Source organism: Streptomyces sp. TRM64462 (assembly GCF_013362995.1).
In the GTDB taxonomy this organism is placed as follows: domain Bacteria; phylum Actinomycetota; class Actinomycetes; order Streptomycetales; family Streptomycetaceae; genus Streptomyces.
On record NZ_JABWDV010000386.1, the window covers coordinates 1 to 16,490 of the forward strand.

Genomic DNA, 16,490 nt, shown 5'->3' on the forward strand with positions numbered 1-16,490 from the left:
ACCGGCCCCGCTGCCCGTACCGGCCCCGCTGCCCGTACCGGCCCTGCCTCCCGTACCGGCCCTGCCTCCCGTACCGGCCCTGCCTCCCGTACCGGCCCCGCTGCCCGCACCGGCCCTGCCGTCCGCACTGGCCCTGCCGTCCGCACCGGACCTGCCGTCTGCACGGGCTCTGCCTCCCGCACGGTCCCCGCCGCCCGCACCGGCCCCGCCGCCCGCACCGCTCATGACGCCGCCGCCCGGGGTGTGCTGCGCAGCGTGTGCACCGCGTGCCGGCACAGCGCCTCGACCCGCTCCTCGGACAGCCCCATCAGCGCGGCCGCCTGCTCCACGTACAGCCCCTCGTGATGGAGGAGCACGACCGCGAGCCGCTCCGCGGGCGTCAGCCGCGACAGCGGACCGCCCCGCCCCCTGTGGTACCGCCACGCCGTGCGCGCGAACCGGACCGCCAGCTCGCGCCGCGTGTGCGCGTACGGGTCCTCGTCGCGCAGCCGGTCCCAGCGCGCGTACGTCGCCCCCAGCGCCGCCGCCAGCAGCCGCTGCGCGTGCGGATGGGCGCCGGGCGGCACGGCGGGCTCGCTCGTCAGCAGCGTCGCCACGTACAGCAGTCGGCCCGCTGTACCGGCGACGAACGCCCGGAAGTCTCCTGCGACCACGTCGACCACGTCCTCATCTGAGGACAGCCGCCGGGACCGGTCAAGAGGTGGCGCGAGGAAAAGGAGGAGGCGGCGTCAAGAGGAGCGCACGGCCTCCGGTTCGGCGGGCGGCAGCCCCGACTGGCGTGCGGACAGCGCCGAGTTGAACCGGGTCAGCAGCGTGCAGAACGCCTCGCGCTCCGACTCCGTCCAGCCGTCCGTCACCTGCGCCATCAGGTCGCGCCGCGAGCTGCGCACCTCCTCCAGGCGGGCCTGGCCGCGCGGCGAGAGCTGGAGCACGACCGCGCGGCCGTCCTCCGGGTGCGAGGTCCGTTTCACCAGGCCGGTGTCGACGAGCGGCGCGACCTGCCGGGTGACGGTCGACGAGTCGATGCCCATGCCGGCCGCGAGCGCCTTGACGCCCATCGGGCCTTCCTGGTCGAGGCGGTTGAGCAGCAGATAGGCGGCGCGGTCCATCGAGTTGCGGAGCTGGCCCGTCCCGCCGAGGCGGGTCTGCTCGGCCCTTCGGGCGAACACGGCCACCTGGTGCTGGAGGGCATCGAGGAGACCGGTGTCAAGATCCGTCATGTCCTGGGAAAGGGGCATGGCTGCAGGGCTCTCTCGTGCGGCGGTCGGGTTTTGGTGGGGGACAGAGTACGCGGAGTGCCGGGCCTCCGTACCTGCGCTGCGCAATCGAGATGCTGCGTTTATCGGGGGCACGACCCCGGACCCCGGCCGGACCGCAGCCGGACCGCAGCCGGACCGCAGCCGGACCGCAGCCGGACCCGGCCGGACTCCGCCCCGACTGCGAGACTGGCGGCATGAACTTCCGTACCTCCGGCCCTGCCCGCCTCGCCCAGCCCGCCGTCATGCTGGACGACGTCAAGGGCGCCCAGAAGATGCTGGCCGGCGTCGCCCGCACGACCGCCCTGGAGGGCAGCCGCCATCTGTCCGGGCTGGTCGGCGCCCCGGTGCGGCTCAAGTGCGAGAACCTCCAGCGCACCGGATCGTTCAAGCTGCGCGGCGCGTACGTACGGATCTCGGGCCTGCGCCCGGAGGAGCGGGCCGCCGGCGTGGTCGCCGCGTCGGCGGGTAACCACGCGCAGGGCGTCGCCCTGGCCTCGTCGCTGCTCGGCGTACGGTCCACGGTCTTCATGCCGGTCGGCGCCCCGCTGCCGAAGGTGGCCGCGACCCGCGAGTACGGCGCCGACGTGCGGCTCCAGGGGCAGGTCGTGGACGAGTCGCTGGCCGCCGCGCAGGACTACGCGCGCGACACGGGTGCCGTGTTCATCCACCCCTTCGACCACCCGGACGTCATCGCCGGACAGGGCACGGTCGGCCTGGAGATCCTGGAGCAGTGCCCCGAGGTGCGCACGATCGTCGTCGGCATGGGCGGCGGCGGACTGGCGGCCGGTATCGGTGTCGCCGTGAAGGCGCTGCGCCCGGACGTGAAGGTGATCGGGGTGCAGGCGCAGGCGGCGGCCGCGTACCCGAGGTCGCTGGCGGTGGGGCGCCCTGTGGCGGTGGACTGCGCGCCGACGATGGCCGACGGGATCATGGTCGGCCGCCCCGGGGACGTACCGTTCGGGATCGTCCGGGACGTCGTCGACGAAGTGCGTACGGTCTCCGAGGACGCCCTGTCGTCGGCGCTGCTGCTGTGCCTGGAGCGGGCGAAGCTGGTCGTCGAGCCGGCCGGGGCCAGCCCGGTGGCGGCGCTCCTGAGCGCGCCCGAGACGTTCGACGGCCCGGTGGTGGCCGTGCTGTCGGGCGGCAACATCGACCCGCTGGTCCTCCAGCGGGTCCTGCGGCACGGCATGTCGGCGGCCGGCCGCTACCTGAGCCTGCGGCTGCGGCTCCCGGACCGGCCGGGGGCGCTGGCGAACCTGCTGGGCGTGCTGACGGTGGTCGACGCGAACGTCCTGGACGTGGGCCACGTCCGTACGGACCCGAGGCTCGGCCTCACGGAGGTCGAGGTGGAACTGCACCTGGAGACGAAGGGCCCCGAGCACTGCGTCGAGGTCCAGGCGGCCCTGCACCAGGCGGGCTACACGGTCATGGGCTAGGTCGTGTCCGGCGGATCATGTCTGGGCCGCGGGCCCTGGCACGCACTCCCCGAAGCTCTCGGCTCCGCTCGAGCAGGGGGGACCCCCAGCCGCGTTGTCGTCAGTCGCGATGGCTCCTTCCCCAAGCTCTCGGCTTCGCTCGAGCAGGGGAGACCCCAACCACTCCCTCCTCCGCCTTGCAGCCGCACGCACCAGACCCCGCTCACCCACAGCCAAGGCGAAGGCGCCGCGATGCCGCCATGATCCGCCGGACACTCCCTAGAGGCACCCCGCCTCCGGCCCCCGCCCCCGCGCGGCCCCCGCGCGCTGATCCCGGGCGGAAGGCTCTTGTGTGACGCGATATATCGCGTTAGCCTGTGGGTCGCGTCATAAACTCACCGGGCCACCGGCCCCGCCGGTCTCTAGGCTCTGGTGAGCGAATCACCTCACAGTGACACAGGCCTCCAAAGAGCAACCCATAACGGGAGAATCAATGCCAGGCGCCATTCACGCCGAAGGTCTGGTGAAGACCTTCGGTGACGTACGAGCACTGGACGGAGTGGACCTCGACGTCCCGGAAGGCACTGTCCTGGGGCTTCTCGGCCCGAACGGCGCCGGGAAGACCACGACGGTGCGCGTGCTGACCACCCTCCTCCAGCCGGACAGCGGCCGGGCCGTCGTCGCGGGCATCGACGTGCTCAAGCACCCCAACGAGGTCCGCCGCGCCATCGGCCTGTCCGGCCAGTTCGCCGCCGTCGACGAGTACCTCACCGGCCGCGAGAACCTCCAGATGGTCGGCCGGCTCTACCAGATGTCCGGCAAGGCCGCGAAGGCCCGCGCCGTCGAGCTGCTGGAGCGCTTCAACCTCGCGGACGCCGCCGACCGCCCCACCAAGACCTACTCCGGCGGTATGCGCCGCCGCCTCGACCTGGCCGCCGCGCTCGTCGTGTCGCCGCCCGTGATGTTCATGGACGAGCCCACGACCGGGCTCGACCCCCGCAACCGCCAGGCGCTCTGGGACGTCATCCAGGAACTCGTCGCCGGCGGTACGACGCTCCTCCTCACCACGCAGTACCTGGAGGAGGCCGACAACCTCGCCCACGAGATCTGCGTCGTCGACCACGGCCGGGTCATCGCCCGCGGCACCGCCGACCAGCTCAAGGCGCGCACGGGCGGCGAGCGCGTCGAGGTCGTCGTGCACACGCCCGAGCAGATCACCACCGGGCGCGAGGTGCTCGCCGGCTTCGGCAAGGGCGGCGCCGTGACCGTCGACGAGCACACCCGCAAGCTGACCGTGCCCGTCACCGGCGGCGCGAAGCTGCTCGCCGAGGTCATCCGCGATCTCGACGCGCGCGGCGTCGAGATCGACGACATCGGGCTGCGCCGCCCGACACTCGACGACGTCTTCATCTCCCTCACCGGCCACGCCGCCGAGACCCCGGCCGACGAGGACGAGGCCGAGAGCAGGACCAGGAGCGCCGATGCCGGCGCCGACGACCGCAGGAAGGAGACCGTGAAGTGACCGCCGTCACCGACGCCCGGCAGCTCGCGGCGCCCCGCCCCCGCGGCGGGATCGTCCAGTCGGTCACCGACTCGCTGGTCGTGGCCCGCCGCAACCTGATCCGCATGATGCGGATCCCCGAAGTCGTCATCTTCGGGCTCGTCCAGCCGATCATGTTCGTGGTGCTGTTCAGCTACGTCTTCGGCGGATCCATGAACATCGGCGGCACGACCGACCCGTCCGTCTACCGCAACTTCCTCATGGCCGGCATCTTCGCCCAGACCGTCACCTTCGCCACGGCGGGCGCGGGCGCCGGCATCGCCGACGACATGCACAAGGGCCTCATCGACCGCTTCCGGTCGCTGCCCATGGCCCGGGGCGCGGTCCTCACCGGCCGTACGCTCGCGGACCTGGTGCAGACGGCGCTCACCGTGGTCGTCCTGACCGTCGTCGCGGTGCTCGTCGGCTGGCGCATCAACGAGGGCGTCCCGAAGGCCCTGGGCGCGTTCGCGCTGCTGCTCCTCCTCGGGTACGCGTTCTCGTGGATCGGCGCCCTGATCGGCCTGTCCGTGCGGACCCCGGAGGCGGCGACGTCCGGCGGGCTGATCTGGCTGTTCCCCGTCACGTTCATCTCGAACGCGTTCGTTGACTCCAGCCGGATGACGCCCTGGCTGCGGCACATCGCCGAGTGGAACCCGTTCAGCGCGACCGTGCAGGCCTGCCGCGAGCTGTTCGGCAACCCCGGCGTGTCCCCGTCGGACGCCTGGCCGATGCAGCACCCGGTGCTGGCGTCGATCATCTGGTCCGTGGTGATCGTCGCGATCTTCCGCACGCTGGCGGTCCGCAAGTACCGCTCGGCGGCGTCCTGACCGTACGCATACAGGAAGGGCCGGATCCGCGAGGAGGCGGATCCGGCCCTTCTGCTGTCCTGGCGGGCGTGCTCTCCGGGCTCAGCCCCGGGCTCAGCCCTGGTACGGCTTGGCGTCGAGGATCCGGACGGCCGCCTTCTTGCCGTTCGGCAGCTCGTACTCGGCGTCCTCGCCGACCTTCTTGCCGTTCACGCCCGAGCCGAGCGGCGACTGCGGGGAGTACGTCTCGATGTCGGAGCTCGCGTATTCCCGCGAGGCCAGGAGGAACGTCACCGTGTCGTCCTCGTCGCCGTCGAACGCGATCGTCACGACCATGCCGGGCGCCACCACGCCGCTGGCCGCGGGGGCCTCGCCCACCTTCGCGTGCTCCAGGAGCTGGGTGAGCTGGCGCACACGCAGCTCCTGCTTGCCCTGCTCCTCCTTGGCCGCGTGGTACCCGCCGTTCTCGCGCAGGTCGCCCTCCTCGCGCGCCGCCGCGATCTTCGCAGCGATCTCGGTTCGCGCGGGACCAGACAGGTACTCCAGCTCGGCCTTGAGCTGGTTGTACGCCTCCTGGGTCAGCCAGGTGACGTTCTCGCTGGTCTGGGTCACAGGTGCTCCTCGTCGGTGCTGGGAATACAAAGCATCGCCCTACCAGAAGGATGCGGCCTTCCTGGGAGGGCGAAACCACGAGCCTAACAATTACGGGCCCGAAGGGGGAGGACGAACGCCACGGAATTCACGACTCCGCAGCTCAGCCCCTCCACCCTCGTACGCCACGGGGGCCGCCCGCCGCCGGTTCGGCGCCCGGCCGGCGCCCTGCCGTCAGTCGGCGGTGCAGCCGAGCAGCTCCGCCGCCGTGGCGCGCTCGGTGGTGCGGACGCTGACCACCCTGTCGATCCGGCTCGACGCCTCGTCGAAGCGGAACTCCTTGCGGCCCACCTCCGCGCCGCTCTCCGCGAGCGCCCGCAGCGTGCAGTAGCCCCGCGCCTCGCTCTCCTTGCGTACCTCCAGGTGTACATCCACCCGGTCCGCGGCCGCCACATCGAACTTGATCATCTCGGCGCTGATCTTCTGGCCCGCCACGTAGTCGTAGCCGAACCAGCCGACCAGGGCGAGCAGACCCACGCCCAGAACCGACCCGACGAGCTTCAGCCTGCGGTCCGTACGCTCCTCCGCCGACCGGCCGTAGCGGCCGTCGGGGAGCTGCTCGCCCGCCACGCCCATGATCGTCCCTCTCGGTTCTCGCGATACGGCGCGTGGAATATCCACCGCGCCGATTCCGTCACTATAGAAGCCGAGCGACGTGACCAATCATTGAGGATCGAGCCTTGACTGAGCAGCTGCGACTGATGGCAGTTCACGCCCACCCCGACGACGAGTCGAGCAAGGGCGCAGCCACCATGGCGAAGTACGTGTCCGAGGGGGTGGACGTGCTCGTGGTGACGTGCACGGGAGGCGAGCGTGGCTCCATCCTCAACCCGAAGCTCCAGGGCGACACCTACATCGAGGAGAACATCCACGAGGTGCGCCGCAAGGAGATGGACGAGGCCCGCGAGATCCTGGGCGTCCGCCAGGAGTGGCTCGGCTTCGTCGACTCCGGTCTGCCGGAGGGCGACCCGCTGCCCCCGCTGCCGCAGGGCTGCTTCGCGCTGGAGGACGTCGACAAGGCGGCCGGCCGCCTGGTGCGGTCCATCCGCGCGTTCCGCCCGCAGGTGATCACCACCTACGACGAGAACGGCGGCTATCCGCATCCCGACCACATCATGACGCACAAGATCACGATGGTGGCCTTCGAAGGCGCGGCCGACGCCGAGAAGTACCCGGAGTCCGAGTACGGCCCGGCCTGGCAGCCCCTGAAGCTCTACTACAACCAGGGCTTCAACCGCCCCCGCACCGAGGCCCTGCACCAGGCCCTGCTGGACCGTGACCTGGAGTCGCCGTACGGGGAGTGGCTCAAGCGCTGGGACGAGTTCGAGCGCACGGAGCGCACCCTGACCACGCACGTCCCGTGCGCGGAGTTCTTCGAGACGCGGGACAGGGCGCTGATCGCCCACCGCACGCAGATCGACCCGGACGGCGGCTGGTTCCGCGTGCCCATGGAGATCCAGAAGGAGGTCTGGCCGACGGAGGAGTACGAGCTCGCCAAGTCCCTCGTCGACACCTCCCTCCCCGAGAGCGACCTCTTCGCGGGCATCCGGGACAATGCCTGACATGAGCGCACACCAGGCACTGACCCACCTCGTCCCTCTCGCCAAGGAGCTGGACGAGAACAAGGTGACCCCCGGCGTCCTCGGCTTCATCGTCTTCGCCGTCATGGCCCTGGCCGTGTGGGCGCTGATGAAGTCGATGAACCGGCACATGAACCGGGTCGACTTCGAGGAGGCCCCGGAGTCTCCCTCCGCCGCCTCCGCGAAGCCCGCCGCCCAGGAGTGACCGGACGGGCGCCGGGGCGTGCGCCGGTGCCCCGCCGGCGCCCGTCCCGGGCGCGAGTCACGTGCGGCACCGTCCCGGCGCGTCCGGCAGGATGGGCCGTATGCCGAACCGACTCGCGCACGAGACGTCGCCCTATCTCCTCCAGCACGCGGACAACCCGGTCGACTGGTGGCCGTGGTCCGGCGCCGCGTTCGACGAGGCGCGGCGGCGCGGGGTGCCGGTGCTGCTGAGCGTCGGTTACAGCTCGTGCCACTGGTGTCACGTCATGGCACACGAGTCGTTCGAGGACGACGACACGGCCCGCTACCTCAACGAGCACTTCGTGTCCGTCAAGGTCGACCGCGAGGAGCGGCCGGACGTGGACGCCGTGTACATGGAGGCCGTGCAGGCCGCCACCGGGCACGGGGGCTGGCCCATGACGGTGTTCCTGACACCGGACGCCGAGCCGTTCTACTTCGGCACCTACTTCCCGCCCGCGCCCCGGCAGGGCATGCCGTCGTTCCGGCAGGTCCTGGAGGGCGTGGCCGTCGCCTGGCGGGACCGGCGGGACGAGGTCGGCCAGGTCGCCGGGAACATCGTGCGCGAGCTGGCCGGGCGGACGCTCGGCACCGGCGGCGCCGGGGCGCCCGGCGAGGCGGAGCTGGCGCAGGCGCTGCTCGGGCTCACGCGCGAGTACGACGACCGGCACGGCGGGTTCGGCGGGGCGCCGAAGTTCCCGCCGTCCATGGCCGTCGAGTTCCTGCTGCGGCACCACGCCCGTACGGGCTCCGAGGGCGCGCTCCAGATGGCCGCCGACACGTGCGAGGCCATGGCGCGCGGCGGCATCTACGACCAGCTGGGCGGCGGGTTCGCCCGGTACTCGGTCGACCGTGAGTGGGTCGTGCCGCACTTCGAGAAGATGCTGTACGACAACGCCCTGCTGTGCCGCGTGTACGCGCATCTGTGGCGGGCCACCGGCAGTGACCTCGCGCGGCGCGTCGCCCTGGAGACCGCCGATTTCATGGTGCGCGAGCTGCGCACCCCCGAGGGCGGCTTCGCCTCCGCCCTGGACGCGGACTCGGACGACGGCACCGGCAAGGTCGTCGAGGGCGCCTTCTACGTGTGGACGCCGCAGCAGCTGCGGGACGTGCTGGGTGACGACGACGCCGCGTACGCCGAGCGGTTCTACGGCGTGACCGAGGACGGCACCTTCGAGCGCGGGGCGTCCGTGCTCCAACTGCCGCAGGGCGCCGGGGTCCTGGACGCCGAGCGGCTCGACCGCATCCGGCAGCGGCTGCTCGCCGCCCGCGAGGAGCGGCCCCGCCCCGGGCGCGACGACAAGATCGTGGCCGCCTGGAACGGGCTCGCGATCGCGGCGCTCGCCGAGACCGGCGCCTACTTCGACCGGCCTGATCTGATCGAGCGCGCCACCGAAGCCGCCGACCTCCTCGTACGGCTCCACATGGACGACTCCGCGCGGCTCGCCCGCACCTCCAAGGACGGGCGCGTCGGCGCCAACGCCGGGGTGCTCGAGGACTACGGCGACGTCGCGGAGGGGTTCCTCGCGCTCGCGGGCGTCACCGGCGAGGGCGCGTGGCTGGAGTTCGCCGGGTTCCTCCTCGACATCGTGCTGGACCGGTTCCAGGGCGAGGACGGCGTCCTGTACGACACCGCCCATGACGCCGAGCCGCTCATCCGACGGCCGCAGGACCCCACCGACAACGCCGCGCCCTCCGGCTGGACCGCCGCCGCCGGCGCGCTCCTCGCGTACGGCGCGCACACCGGTTCCGAGGCGCATCGGAGCGCGGCGGAGCGCGCGCTCGGGGTGGTGAAGGCGCTCGGGCCGCGCGCGCCCCGGTTCATCGGCTGGGGTCTCGCCACCGCCGTGGCCCTCGTCGACGGGCCCCGCGAGATCGCCGTCGCGGGCCCGCGCGGCGACGCGGCGACCCGCGCCCTGCACCGTACGGCCCTGCTGGCCACCGCGCCCGGCGCCGTCGTCGCCGCCGGCGACCCGGACAGCGACGAGTTCCCACTGCTCAGGGACCGGATCCTGGTCGACGGCCGGCCCACCGCGTACGTCTGCCGGCACTTCGTCTGCGACGCCCCTACCACGGACGCAACGGCGCTTTCCGCGAAACTGTCCAACTGACGTAGGAAACACGCTCTTTATACGGGACAGCTGCTCTCTGTCACCTCCTGGCTCTATCCTCATCGCACGAGGAGGGGATCCGTCGCGGCTGGGGAGGCGCGCACGGATGTCGACCGAGGGCGACGCCGGCCAGGGGGGTCCTGCCGCGTTCCGCCCCCTGAACCGACCACGTACCGAGTCCCCGCGCCGACAGCGCGCGTACGCCCGCCCGCACCCGGGTGTGCCTGCGCCGAGGCCGCGGAGGACCAAGGGGGGATTCCGTGCTGTTATCGCTGTTCATCGCGACCGTCTCACTGGCGCTCTTCTGGATGGCCGCCTTCACGCTGTGGTGGCAGATGCACGCGTGGCGTACGCCCGAGACGCTCGCCGCCACCCGCTTCGAAAGCCCCGACGGCGCCCAGGGGTTGTCGTTCTCGCTGCTGCTGCCCGCCCGCCACGAGCAGCTCGTCCTTGAGCACACCATCGAGCGGCTCCGCGAGTCACGCCACCAGGACTTCGAGATCATCGTGATCGTCGGCCACGACGACCCGGAGACCGCCGCCGTCGCCGAACGGGCCGCCGCCCGCGACCCCGAGCGCGTACGGGTCGTCGTCGACACCCACGAGAAGAAGAACAAGCCGAAGGCCCTCAACACCGCACTGCCCTACTGCCGGGGCGCCGTCGTCGGCGTCTTCGACGCCGAGGACCAGGTGCACCCCGACCTCCTCGCCCATGTCGACCACGCCTTCACCGCCACCGGCGCCGACGTCGTCCAGGGCGGCGTCCAGCTCATCAACTTCCATTCGAGCTGGTACTCGCTGCGCAACTGCCTGGAGTACTTCTTCTGGTTCCGCAGCCGCCTCCACCTGCACGCGGCGAAGGGCTTCATCCCGCTCGGCGGCAACACCGTCTTCGTCCGCACCGACGTGCTGCGGGACGCCGGCGGCTGGGACCAGGACTGCCTCGCCGAGGACTGCGACCTCGGCGTCCGCCTCTCCTCCGCCGGCAAGCGCGTCGTCGTCGCGTACGACGCGGACATGGTCACCCGTGAGGAGACCCCCGGCACGCTGATGGCCCTCCTCAAGCAGCGCACCCGCTGGAACCAGGGCTTCCTCCAGGTGTACCGGAAGAAGGACTGGCGGCGGCTGCCCACCCTGGGCCAGCGCATGCTCGCCCGCCACACCCTCATGACCCCGTTCATGCAGGCCTTCACCGGAATCGTCATCCCCGTCAACATCGCCATCGCCGTCTTCCTCGACGTACCGGTCGGCATCGCCGTCGTCAGCTTCCTGCCGCTGCTCACCGCCCTCGTCACCTTCGTGTTCGAGGTGGTCGGCCTGCACGACTTCGGCACCCAGTACGGGCTCCGCGTCCGCTTCCTCCACTACGTGAAGCTCATCCTGGGCGGCCCCTTCTACCAGGTCCTGCTCGCCGGGGCCGCCGTACGGGCGGTCTGGCGCGAGCAGCGCGGCCGCAGCGACTGGGAGCTCACCAGCCATGTCGGCGCTCACCTCGTCCAGGAGGAGGCCACCCGATGACGTCCACACTGACCTCGGCCACCACCCGTCACCGCCCCGCCGCCGGGGGCGCCGCCACCGGGCCGCGTACGGTCCCCATCAGCCCGTTCCCGCCCGCGCCGCCCTTCCGGTTCTGGGCCTCGCGCCCCGACCAGCTGCTGTGCATCGCGCTGCTCGCCGCGATCACCGTCGTCCAGGGCGTCAACATCGGCGGCTTCCCGTCGTTCAGCGACGACGAGGGCACCTACCTCGCCCAGGCCTGGGCGATCCAGCAGGGCGAGGGCCTCGCCCACTACGAGTACTGGTACGACCATCCGCCGCTCGGCTGGCTGCAGATCGCCGTCCTCACCTGGCTCCCGGCGCTGCTCGCGCCCGAGTCGATGACCGTCGGCTCGGTCCGCGCCGTCATGCTGTGCGTCACGCTCGTCACGGCCACCCTGCTGTACGTGCTGGCGCGCCGCCTCGCCCTGCCGCGCTGGGCCGCCGCGCTCACCGTCGGCCTGTTCGGGCTGTCCCCGCTCTCCGTCGAACTGCACCGGCAGATCTTCCTCGACAACATCGCCGTCGCCTGGATACTCGCCGCGTTCGTGCTCGCCGCCTCGCCCAGCCGCCACCTCTGGCACCACTTCGCCGCCGGGATATGCGCCGCCGTCGCCGTGCTGTCGAAGGAGACCATCCTGCTGGCGCTGCCCGCGCTGATGTTCACGATGTGGCGCCACAGCCACCACGCCACACGGAAGTTCGCCGTCACCGGCGCGCTGACGTCCTGCGTCCTCATCGGGCTGCTGTATCCGCTGTTCGCGCTGCTCAACAACGAACTCCTGCCCGGCAAGGACCATGTGTCGCTGTGGGACGGCGTCGTCTACCAGCTCTCCAGGCCCGGCTCCGGCTCGATCTTCGTCGACGGTTCGGGCGCCAACAAGGTCCTCGACTCCTGGCTGTACTACGACAAGGTGCTGCCCCTCGCCGGGCTCGCCGCGGCGCTGCTGCTCGCCGCCTGCCACCGCTGGTCCGTGACGGCGCGGGCGGCCGCCGGGCCCGCGTTCGCGGTCGTGCTGCTCGGCTCGGTCGCCGCGTTCCGCAGCTCCGGCTACCTGCCGGACATGTACATCATCCAGGCCCTGCCGTTCCTCGCCCTGTGCCTCGCCGCCGTCGCGGCCTCCGTCTGGGGCCTGCTCCACCGGCGGCTGCCGAGGGCAGCCGCGGCGCCGGCCTTCGTGATGCTCCTCGCCCTGGGTGCCACGTACACCGTGCCGCACTGGTACGACGGCACCCGCACCGCCATGGCCGACGACCCGAACGCCCGGTTCCGCGCGGCCGCCGCCTGGCTCGACCCGGCCGCCGGCCACGTCACCGACCCGGCCCGCACCCGCGTCCTCGTCGACGACTCCCTCTGGCTCGACCTCGTCCACGCCGGCTACGCACCCGGCACCGGCGCCATCTGGTTCTACAAGGCCGACCTCGACCCGGCCGTCAAGAAGACCCTCGACGACGGCTGGCGCGACATCGACTACATCGTCGCCACGCCCACCGTGCGCCGCGACGCCAAGGACCTGCCCACCACCGCCGCCGCCCTGGAGAACTCCGAGCCGGTCGCCGTCTTCGGCGAGGGCGACCAGCGCGTCGAGATCCGCCGGACCGTCGGCGGAGGCGCCCGGTGACCAGTCCCCTCGTCGATGATCCGCACCTTCATGCCACCGCCGCGCCGCCCGCCGTCACCGTCGTCGTCCCCACCTTCAACGAGGCGGCGAACATACGGGAGCTGCTCGCCCGGATCGCCCTGTCCGTGCCCCGGCACCTGCCGTACGAGGTGCTGTTCGTCGACGACTCGACCGACGACACCCCGGACGTGGTCCGCGCGGCCGCCCCCGACTTCCCCTTTCCGGTACGGCTCATCCACCGCGACACCCCGGCCGGCGGGCTCGGCGGCGCCGTCGTCGAGGGGCTGCGGGCGGCCGCCGCCGACTGGGTCGTCGTCATGGACGGCGACCTCCAGCACCCGCCCGAGCTGATCCCGGACCTCGTCGCACGCGGCCGGCAGGACGGCGCCGACCTGGTCGTGGCCAGCCGGTACGCGCGCGGGGGCAGCCGCGCCGGACTCGCGGGCGGCTACCGCCTGCTGGTCTCCGGGGCGTCCACGCTGCTGTCCAAGACCCTGTTCCCGCGCCGGCTCAGCGGCGTCAGCGACCCGATGAGCGGCTTCTTCGCCGTACGGAAGGCCGCGGTGCGGGCGGAGGGACTCCAGCCGCTCGGCTACAAGATCCTCCTTGAGCTCGTCGTCCGCTGCCGGCCCCGCACCATCGCGCACGTCGCCGAGGTGCCGTTCGCCTTCCAGGAGCGGTACGCCGGGACCTCCAAGTCCACGCCCCGCGAAGGGCTCCGCTTCCTCCAGCACCTCGCCGGGCTGCGCACCAGCACGGCGCTGTCCCGGATGGTGGTCTTCGGACTCATCGGCCTCACCGGCTTCGTCCCCAACCTGGCCGCCCTGTACGTCCTGACGGGCGCCGGACTGCACTACCTGCCCGCCGAGGTGCTCGCCAACCAGTTCGGCGTCACCTGGAACCTGCTGCTCACCGAGGCCCTGCTGTTCCACCGGGAACGCGCCCACCGCCACTGGGCCGACCGCTGGGGCCGGTTCGCCCTCCTCGCCAACGCCGACCTGCTGCTGCGCATCCCGCTGATCGCCGCGCTCGTCGGCGGCCTCGGCATGTCGGTCCTGCCCGCGACGGCCCTCGCCCTCGTCGCGACGTTCGTCCTGCGCTTCGCGGCGACCCAGGCACTGATCTACGTACCCCGACGACGTACACCCCGTGAGACCGGAGGTAGGGACGACACATGACACGGCACCGAAGCGGACGCGGCAGGTGGCGGCGCACCTCCGCCGTCGCCGCGCTCCTCGCCCTGGCAGCGGGCGGACTCTCGCTGTCCACCGCCGAGCGCGCGGAAGCCGGGGTGAACCTGCTGGTCAACCCCGGCTTCGAAACCCTCAAACCCGAAGGCACACCCCGCTGCTGGGACATCTACGGCTGGGGCGACAACGACTACACCTTCCGGCTCACCGACGACGCCCACGGCGGCGACCGCGCCATGGAGCTCACCCTCACGCGGCGGGTCGACGGTGACCACAAGGCGATGATGTACGAGACGCCGTCGTGCGCACCCAATGTGACGCCGGGTCACCAGTACGATCTGTCGGTCTGGTACAAGTCGACCAGCCCCGACATCGCGGTCACGCTCTTCCGCCGCGACGCCCAGCAGGGCTGGGTGTACTGGACGGACGTGATGACGCCGCCGGCCAGCGCCACGTACCGGCGCGCCGAGGTGCGCACACCGCCCGTCCCGCCGGGCACCGACCAGATCTCGTGGGGCGTCTCGCTGTACGGCGCGGGCACGCTCACCACCGACGACTACCGGATGGAGGACGCCACCGTCCCGGCGGACGGTGAGGTCTGCACGGCCGGTGACGCCTGCACCAAGGGCGCGTGGGAGGTGCTGCCGTTCAAGAACCCCATCCGCGCCATCCACGCCGTCGTCCTCAAGTCCGGCAAGGTGCTGATGGTCGCCGGGTCGGGCAACGACCCTGAGCGGTTCGCGGCGGGCACGTTCGAGACGGCCGTGTACGACCCGGCCAACGGCTCGTTCAAGAAGATCGACACGCCCATCGACATGTTCTGCGCCGGCCATGTGCAGCTGTCCGACGGCAAGGTGCTGATCATGGGCGGCAACAAGGGCTACCCGTCCGCCGACGGCAAGATCGGCTACCAGGGCTACAAGGACTCGTACCTCTTCGACCCCGAGACCGAGACGTACACGAAGACCAACGACATGAACGACGGGCACTGGTACCCGTCGGCGACGGTCCTCGGCAACGGCGACGTGATCTCCTTCGGCGGGCTGCGCGAGGACTCCACGGGATCCGTGACGGCCGAGAGGTGGTCGGCGGCGCAGAGCAAGTGGCTGCCGCTCGGCGAGGTCAACCAGACCTGGACGTACTGGGGCCTGTACCCGTCGATGATCCTCATGCAGGACGGGCGGCTCTTCTACTCCGGCAGCCATGTCTTCGGCAACGGCACGCCGGGCACGGGCGCGTCGATCTACGACTACGACAAGAACACCATCACGGACGTGCCCGGGCTCCAGAACAAGGACGAGCGCGACCAGTCCGCGAGCGTCCTGCTGCCGCCCGCCCAGGACCAGCGGGTCCTGACGATCGGCGGCGGCAACATCGAGACGAACCCGGACGCCAACCGCCTGGTCGACATCATCGACCTGAAGCAGCCGAACCCGCAGTACCAGCCGGGCCCCCTCCTTCCGCAGGGCACCCAGTCGGTCAACGGCGCACCGCCGGCGCCGCAGACCGGCGCGCAGGGCAAGATGTACGTCTCCGCCGTGCTGCTCCCGGACGGCAAGGTCTTCGAGACGGGCGGCGCCCTGCACAACCGGGCGGACCCGGTGTACGAGGCGTCGATGTTCGACCCGGCGACCGACACCTGGCAGGCCGGTATGGCCACGGACCCGGCGGACCGGGGCTACCACTCGTCGACGTTCCTGCTGCCGGACGGGCGTGTGATGGCGGTGGGCGACAACCCGGGTGACGGCTCGTTCACGGACAAGGTGTCCGTGTACACGCCGCCGTACCTCTTCAAGGGCCCGCGGCCGCAGGTCACCTCGGTCGCGGAGAAGAAGTGGGCGTACGGCGAGACGCAGCGGATCACGGTGGACCGGCCGGTCGTACGGGCCGAGCTCATCCGCCCGGCGGCCGTCACGCACTCGTCGGACCCGAACCAGCGGTTCGTGGACCTGCCGATGACGGTGATCGACGAGAAGACGATCGACCTGAACGTCACCAGCAACCCGAACATCGCGCCGCCCGGCTGGTACATGCTGTTCGCGGTCGACGCGAACGGGGTGCCGTCGGTGGCTGAGTGGGTGCATGTCGGCGGTGCCGACCAGGCGCCGGCCGCGTCGCCGCACGTGCACGACTTCGCGGACGGGCTCGCCGCGGCCCCGAAGAAGCCGCAGCCCAAGCGGAAGTCGGCGCCGGTGAGCCCGCGGGTCGCGGGGTGCGAGCGGGCGTACGGCGCGGCGGACGTGTGCGTGCCGACGGCGTTCCCGCCCGGCGTGAAGCCTACGACGGGGTCGCGCTGCGACTGGCTGAAGGCCCAGGGGTTCGGCGAGCTGAAGCTGAACGGCAAGCGCGACCCGTTCCGCCTCGACCCGAACAAGGACGGGGTGGCGTGCGGGCGGGGTGACGTGAAGCGCCGCTGAGCCTCCGGCGGGTCTTTCCCCTATCCCGCCCCTTCCCGAACTGGGGGCTCCGCCCCCAGACCCCCGTATTGCGCCTTGGGGGTACCCCCTGCTCGAAGAGCTTGGGGGAGCTCGTCCTCAAACGCCGGACGGGCTGAAA

The 16,490-nt window shown here is 71.7% G+C and carries 14 protein-coding genes; 10 read left to right on the forward strand and 4 right to left on the reverse strand.

The window, feature by feature from the left end; all coding sequences use genetic code 11:
• Positions 1–221 precede the first annotated feature (221 nt).
• Together HTZ82_RS22040 and HTZ82_RS22045 are read right to left on the reverse strand one after the other, a co-directional pair.
• Positions 222–653, reverse strand: a complete 432-nt coding sequence (locus HTZ82_RS22040; RefSeq protein ID WP_309235623.1) for a sigma factor-like helix-turn-helix DNA-binding protein — start codon at positions 651–653, stop codon at positions 222–224.
• 75 nt (positions 654–728) lie between these two features.
• A complete protein-coding gene (locus HTZ82_RS22045; protein ID WP_175411181.1) occupies positions 729–1,238 on the reverse strand; it encodes a MarR family winged helix-turn-helix transcriptional regulator in 510 nt (169 codons plus the stop codon).
• Between the two features lie 215 nt (positions 1,239–1,453).
• On the opposite strand from HTZ82_RS22045, the gene ilvA reads away from it, so the two are divergent.
• From ilvA to HTZ82_RS22060, 3 genes are all read left to right on the forward strand, one after another.
• Positions 1,454–2,695 carry a threonine ammonia-lyase gene (gene ilvA / locus HTZ82_RS22050; RefSeq protein ID WP_175411182.1) on the forward strand — a complete coding sequence of 414 codons (1,242 nt, stop codon included), beginning with the start codon at positions 1,454–1,456 and terminating at the stop codon, positions 2,693–2,695.
• A gap of 472 nt (positions 2,696–3,167) precedes the next feature.
• Positions 3,168–4,196 carry an ATP-binding cassette domain-containing protein gene (locus HTZ82_RS22055; protein WP_254712030.1) on the forward strand — a complete coding sequence of 343 codons (1,029 nt, stop codon included), beginning with the start codon at positions 3,168–3,170 and terminating at the stop codon, positions 4,194–4,196.
• Positions 4,193–5,044: an ABC transporter permease gene (locus HTZ82_RS22060; protein ID WP_175411183.1), complete on the forward strand. Its 852-nt coding sequence runs from the start codon at positions 4,193–4,195 to the stop codon at positions 5,042–5,044. The genes HTZ82_RS22055 and HTZ82_RS22060 overlap by 4 nt, the downstream gene beginning before the upstream one ends.
• 93 nt (positions 5,045–5,137) lie before the next feature.
• On the opposite strand, the gene greA is transcribed toward HTZ82_RS22060, so the two are convergent.
• Together greA and HTZ82_RS22070 are read right to left on the reverse strand one after the other, a co-directional pair.
• Positions 5,138–5,635: a transcription elongation factor GreA gene (gene greA, locus HTZ82_RS22065; RefSeq protein ID WP_175411184.1), complete on the reverse strand. Its 498-nt coding sequence runs from the start codon at positions 5,633–5,635 to the stop codon at positions 5,138–5,140.
• Positions 5,636–5,848: 213 nt separating this feature from the next.
• On the reverse strand, positions 5,849–6,250 hold the full coding sequence (locus tag HTZ82_RS22070) for a DUF4307 domain-containing protein (RefSeq protein ID WP_175411185.1): 402 nt from the start codon (positions 6,248–6,250) through the stop codon (positions 5,849–5,851).
• Between the two features lie 104 nt (positions 6,251–6,354).
• Between HTZ82_RS22070 and mca the strand changes: the two genes are divergently transcribed.
• The 7 genes from mca to HTZ82_RS22105 all read left to right on the forward strand — a co-directional run bounded on the left by mca (position 6,355) and on the right by HTZ82_RS22105 (position 16,351).
• Positions 6,355–7,236: a mycothiol conjugate amidase Mca gene (gene mca, locus HTZ82_RS22075; RefSeq protein WP_175411186.1), complete on the forward strand. Its 882-nt coding sequence runs from the start codon at positions 6,355–6,357 to the stop codon at positions 7,234–7,236.
• Complete coding sequence (locus HTZ82_RS22080) at positions 7,229–7,459, forward strand: hypothetical protein (RefSeq protein WP_175411187.1); 231 nt, start codon at positions 7,229–7,231, stop codon at positions 7,457–7,459. Before mca ends, HTZ82_RS22080 begins: the two co-directional genes overlap by 8 nt.
• Before the next feature lie 100 nt (positions 7,460–7,559).
• On the forward strand, positions 7,560–9,587 hold the full coding sequence (locus tag HTZ82_RS22085; protein WP_175411188.1) for a thioredoxin domain-containing protein: 2,028 nt from the start codon (positions 7,560–7,562) through the stop codon (positions 9,585–9,587).
• Between the two features lie 260 nt (positions 9,588–9,847).
• Positions 9,848–11,104, forward strand: a complete 1,257-nt coding sequence (locus HTZ82_RS22090) for a glycosyltransferase (RefSeq protein WP_175411189.1) — start codon at positions 9,848–9,850, stop codon at positions 11,102–11,104.
• Positions 11,101–12,744 (forward strand): glycosyltransferase family 39 protein, encoded by a 1,644-nt coding sequence (locus tag HTZ82_RS22095; protein ID WP_175411190.1) that lies wholly within the window; start codon positions 11,101–11,103, stop codon positions 12,742–12,744. Before HTZ82_RS22090 ends, HTZ82_RS22095 begins: the two co-directional genes overlap by 4 nt.
• Positions 12,741–13,922, forward strand: a complete 1,182-nt coding sequence (locus tag HTZ82_RS22100; RefSeq protein ID WP_175411191.1) for a glycosyltransferase family 2 protein — start codon at positions 12,741–12,743, stop codon at positions 13,920–13,922. Before HTZ82_RS22095 ends, HTZ82_RS22100 begins: the two co-directional genes overlap by 4 nt.
• Positions 13,919–16,351 carry a galactose oxidase-like domain-containing protein gene (locus tag HTZ82_RS22105; RefSeq protein WP_175411192.1) on the forward strand — a complete coding sequence of 811 codons (2,433 nt, stop codon included), beginning with the start codon at positions 13,919–13,921 and terminating at the stop codon, positions 16,349–16,351. Before HTZ82_RS22100 ends, HTZ82_RS22105 begins: the two co-directional genes overlap by 4 nt.
• Positions 16,352–16,490: the final 139 nt, after the last annotated feature.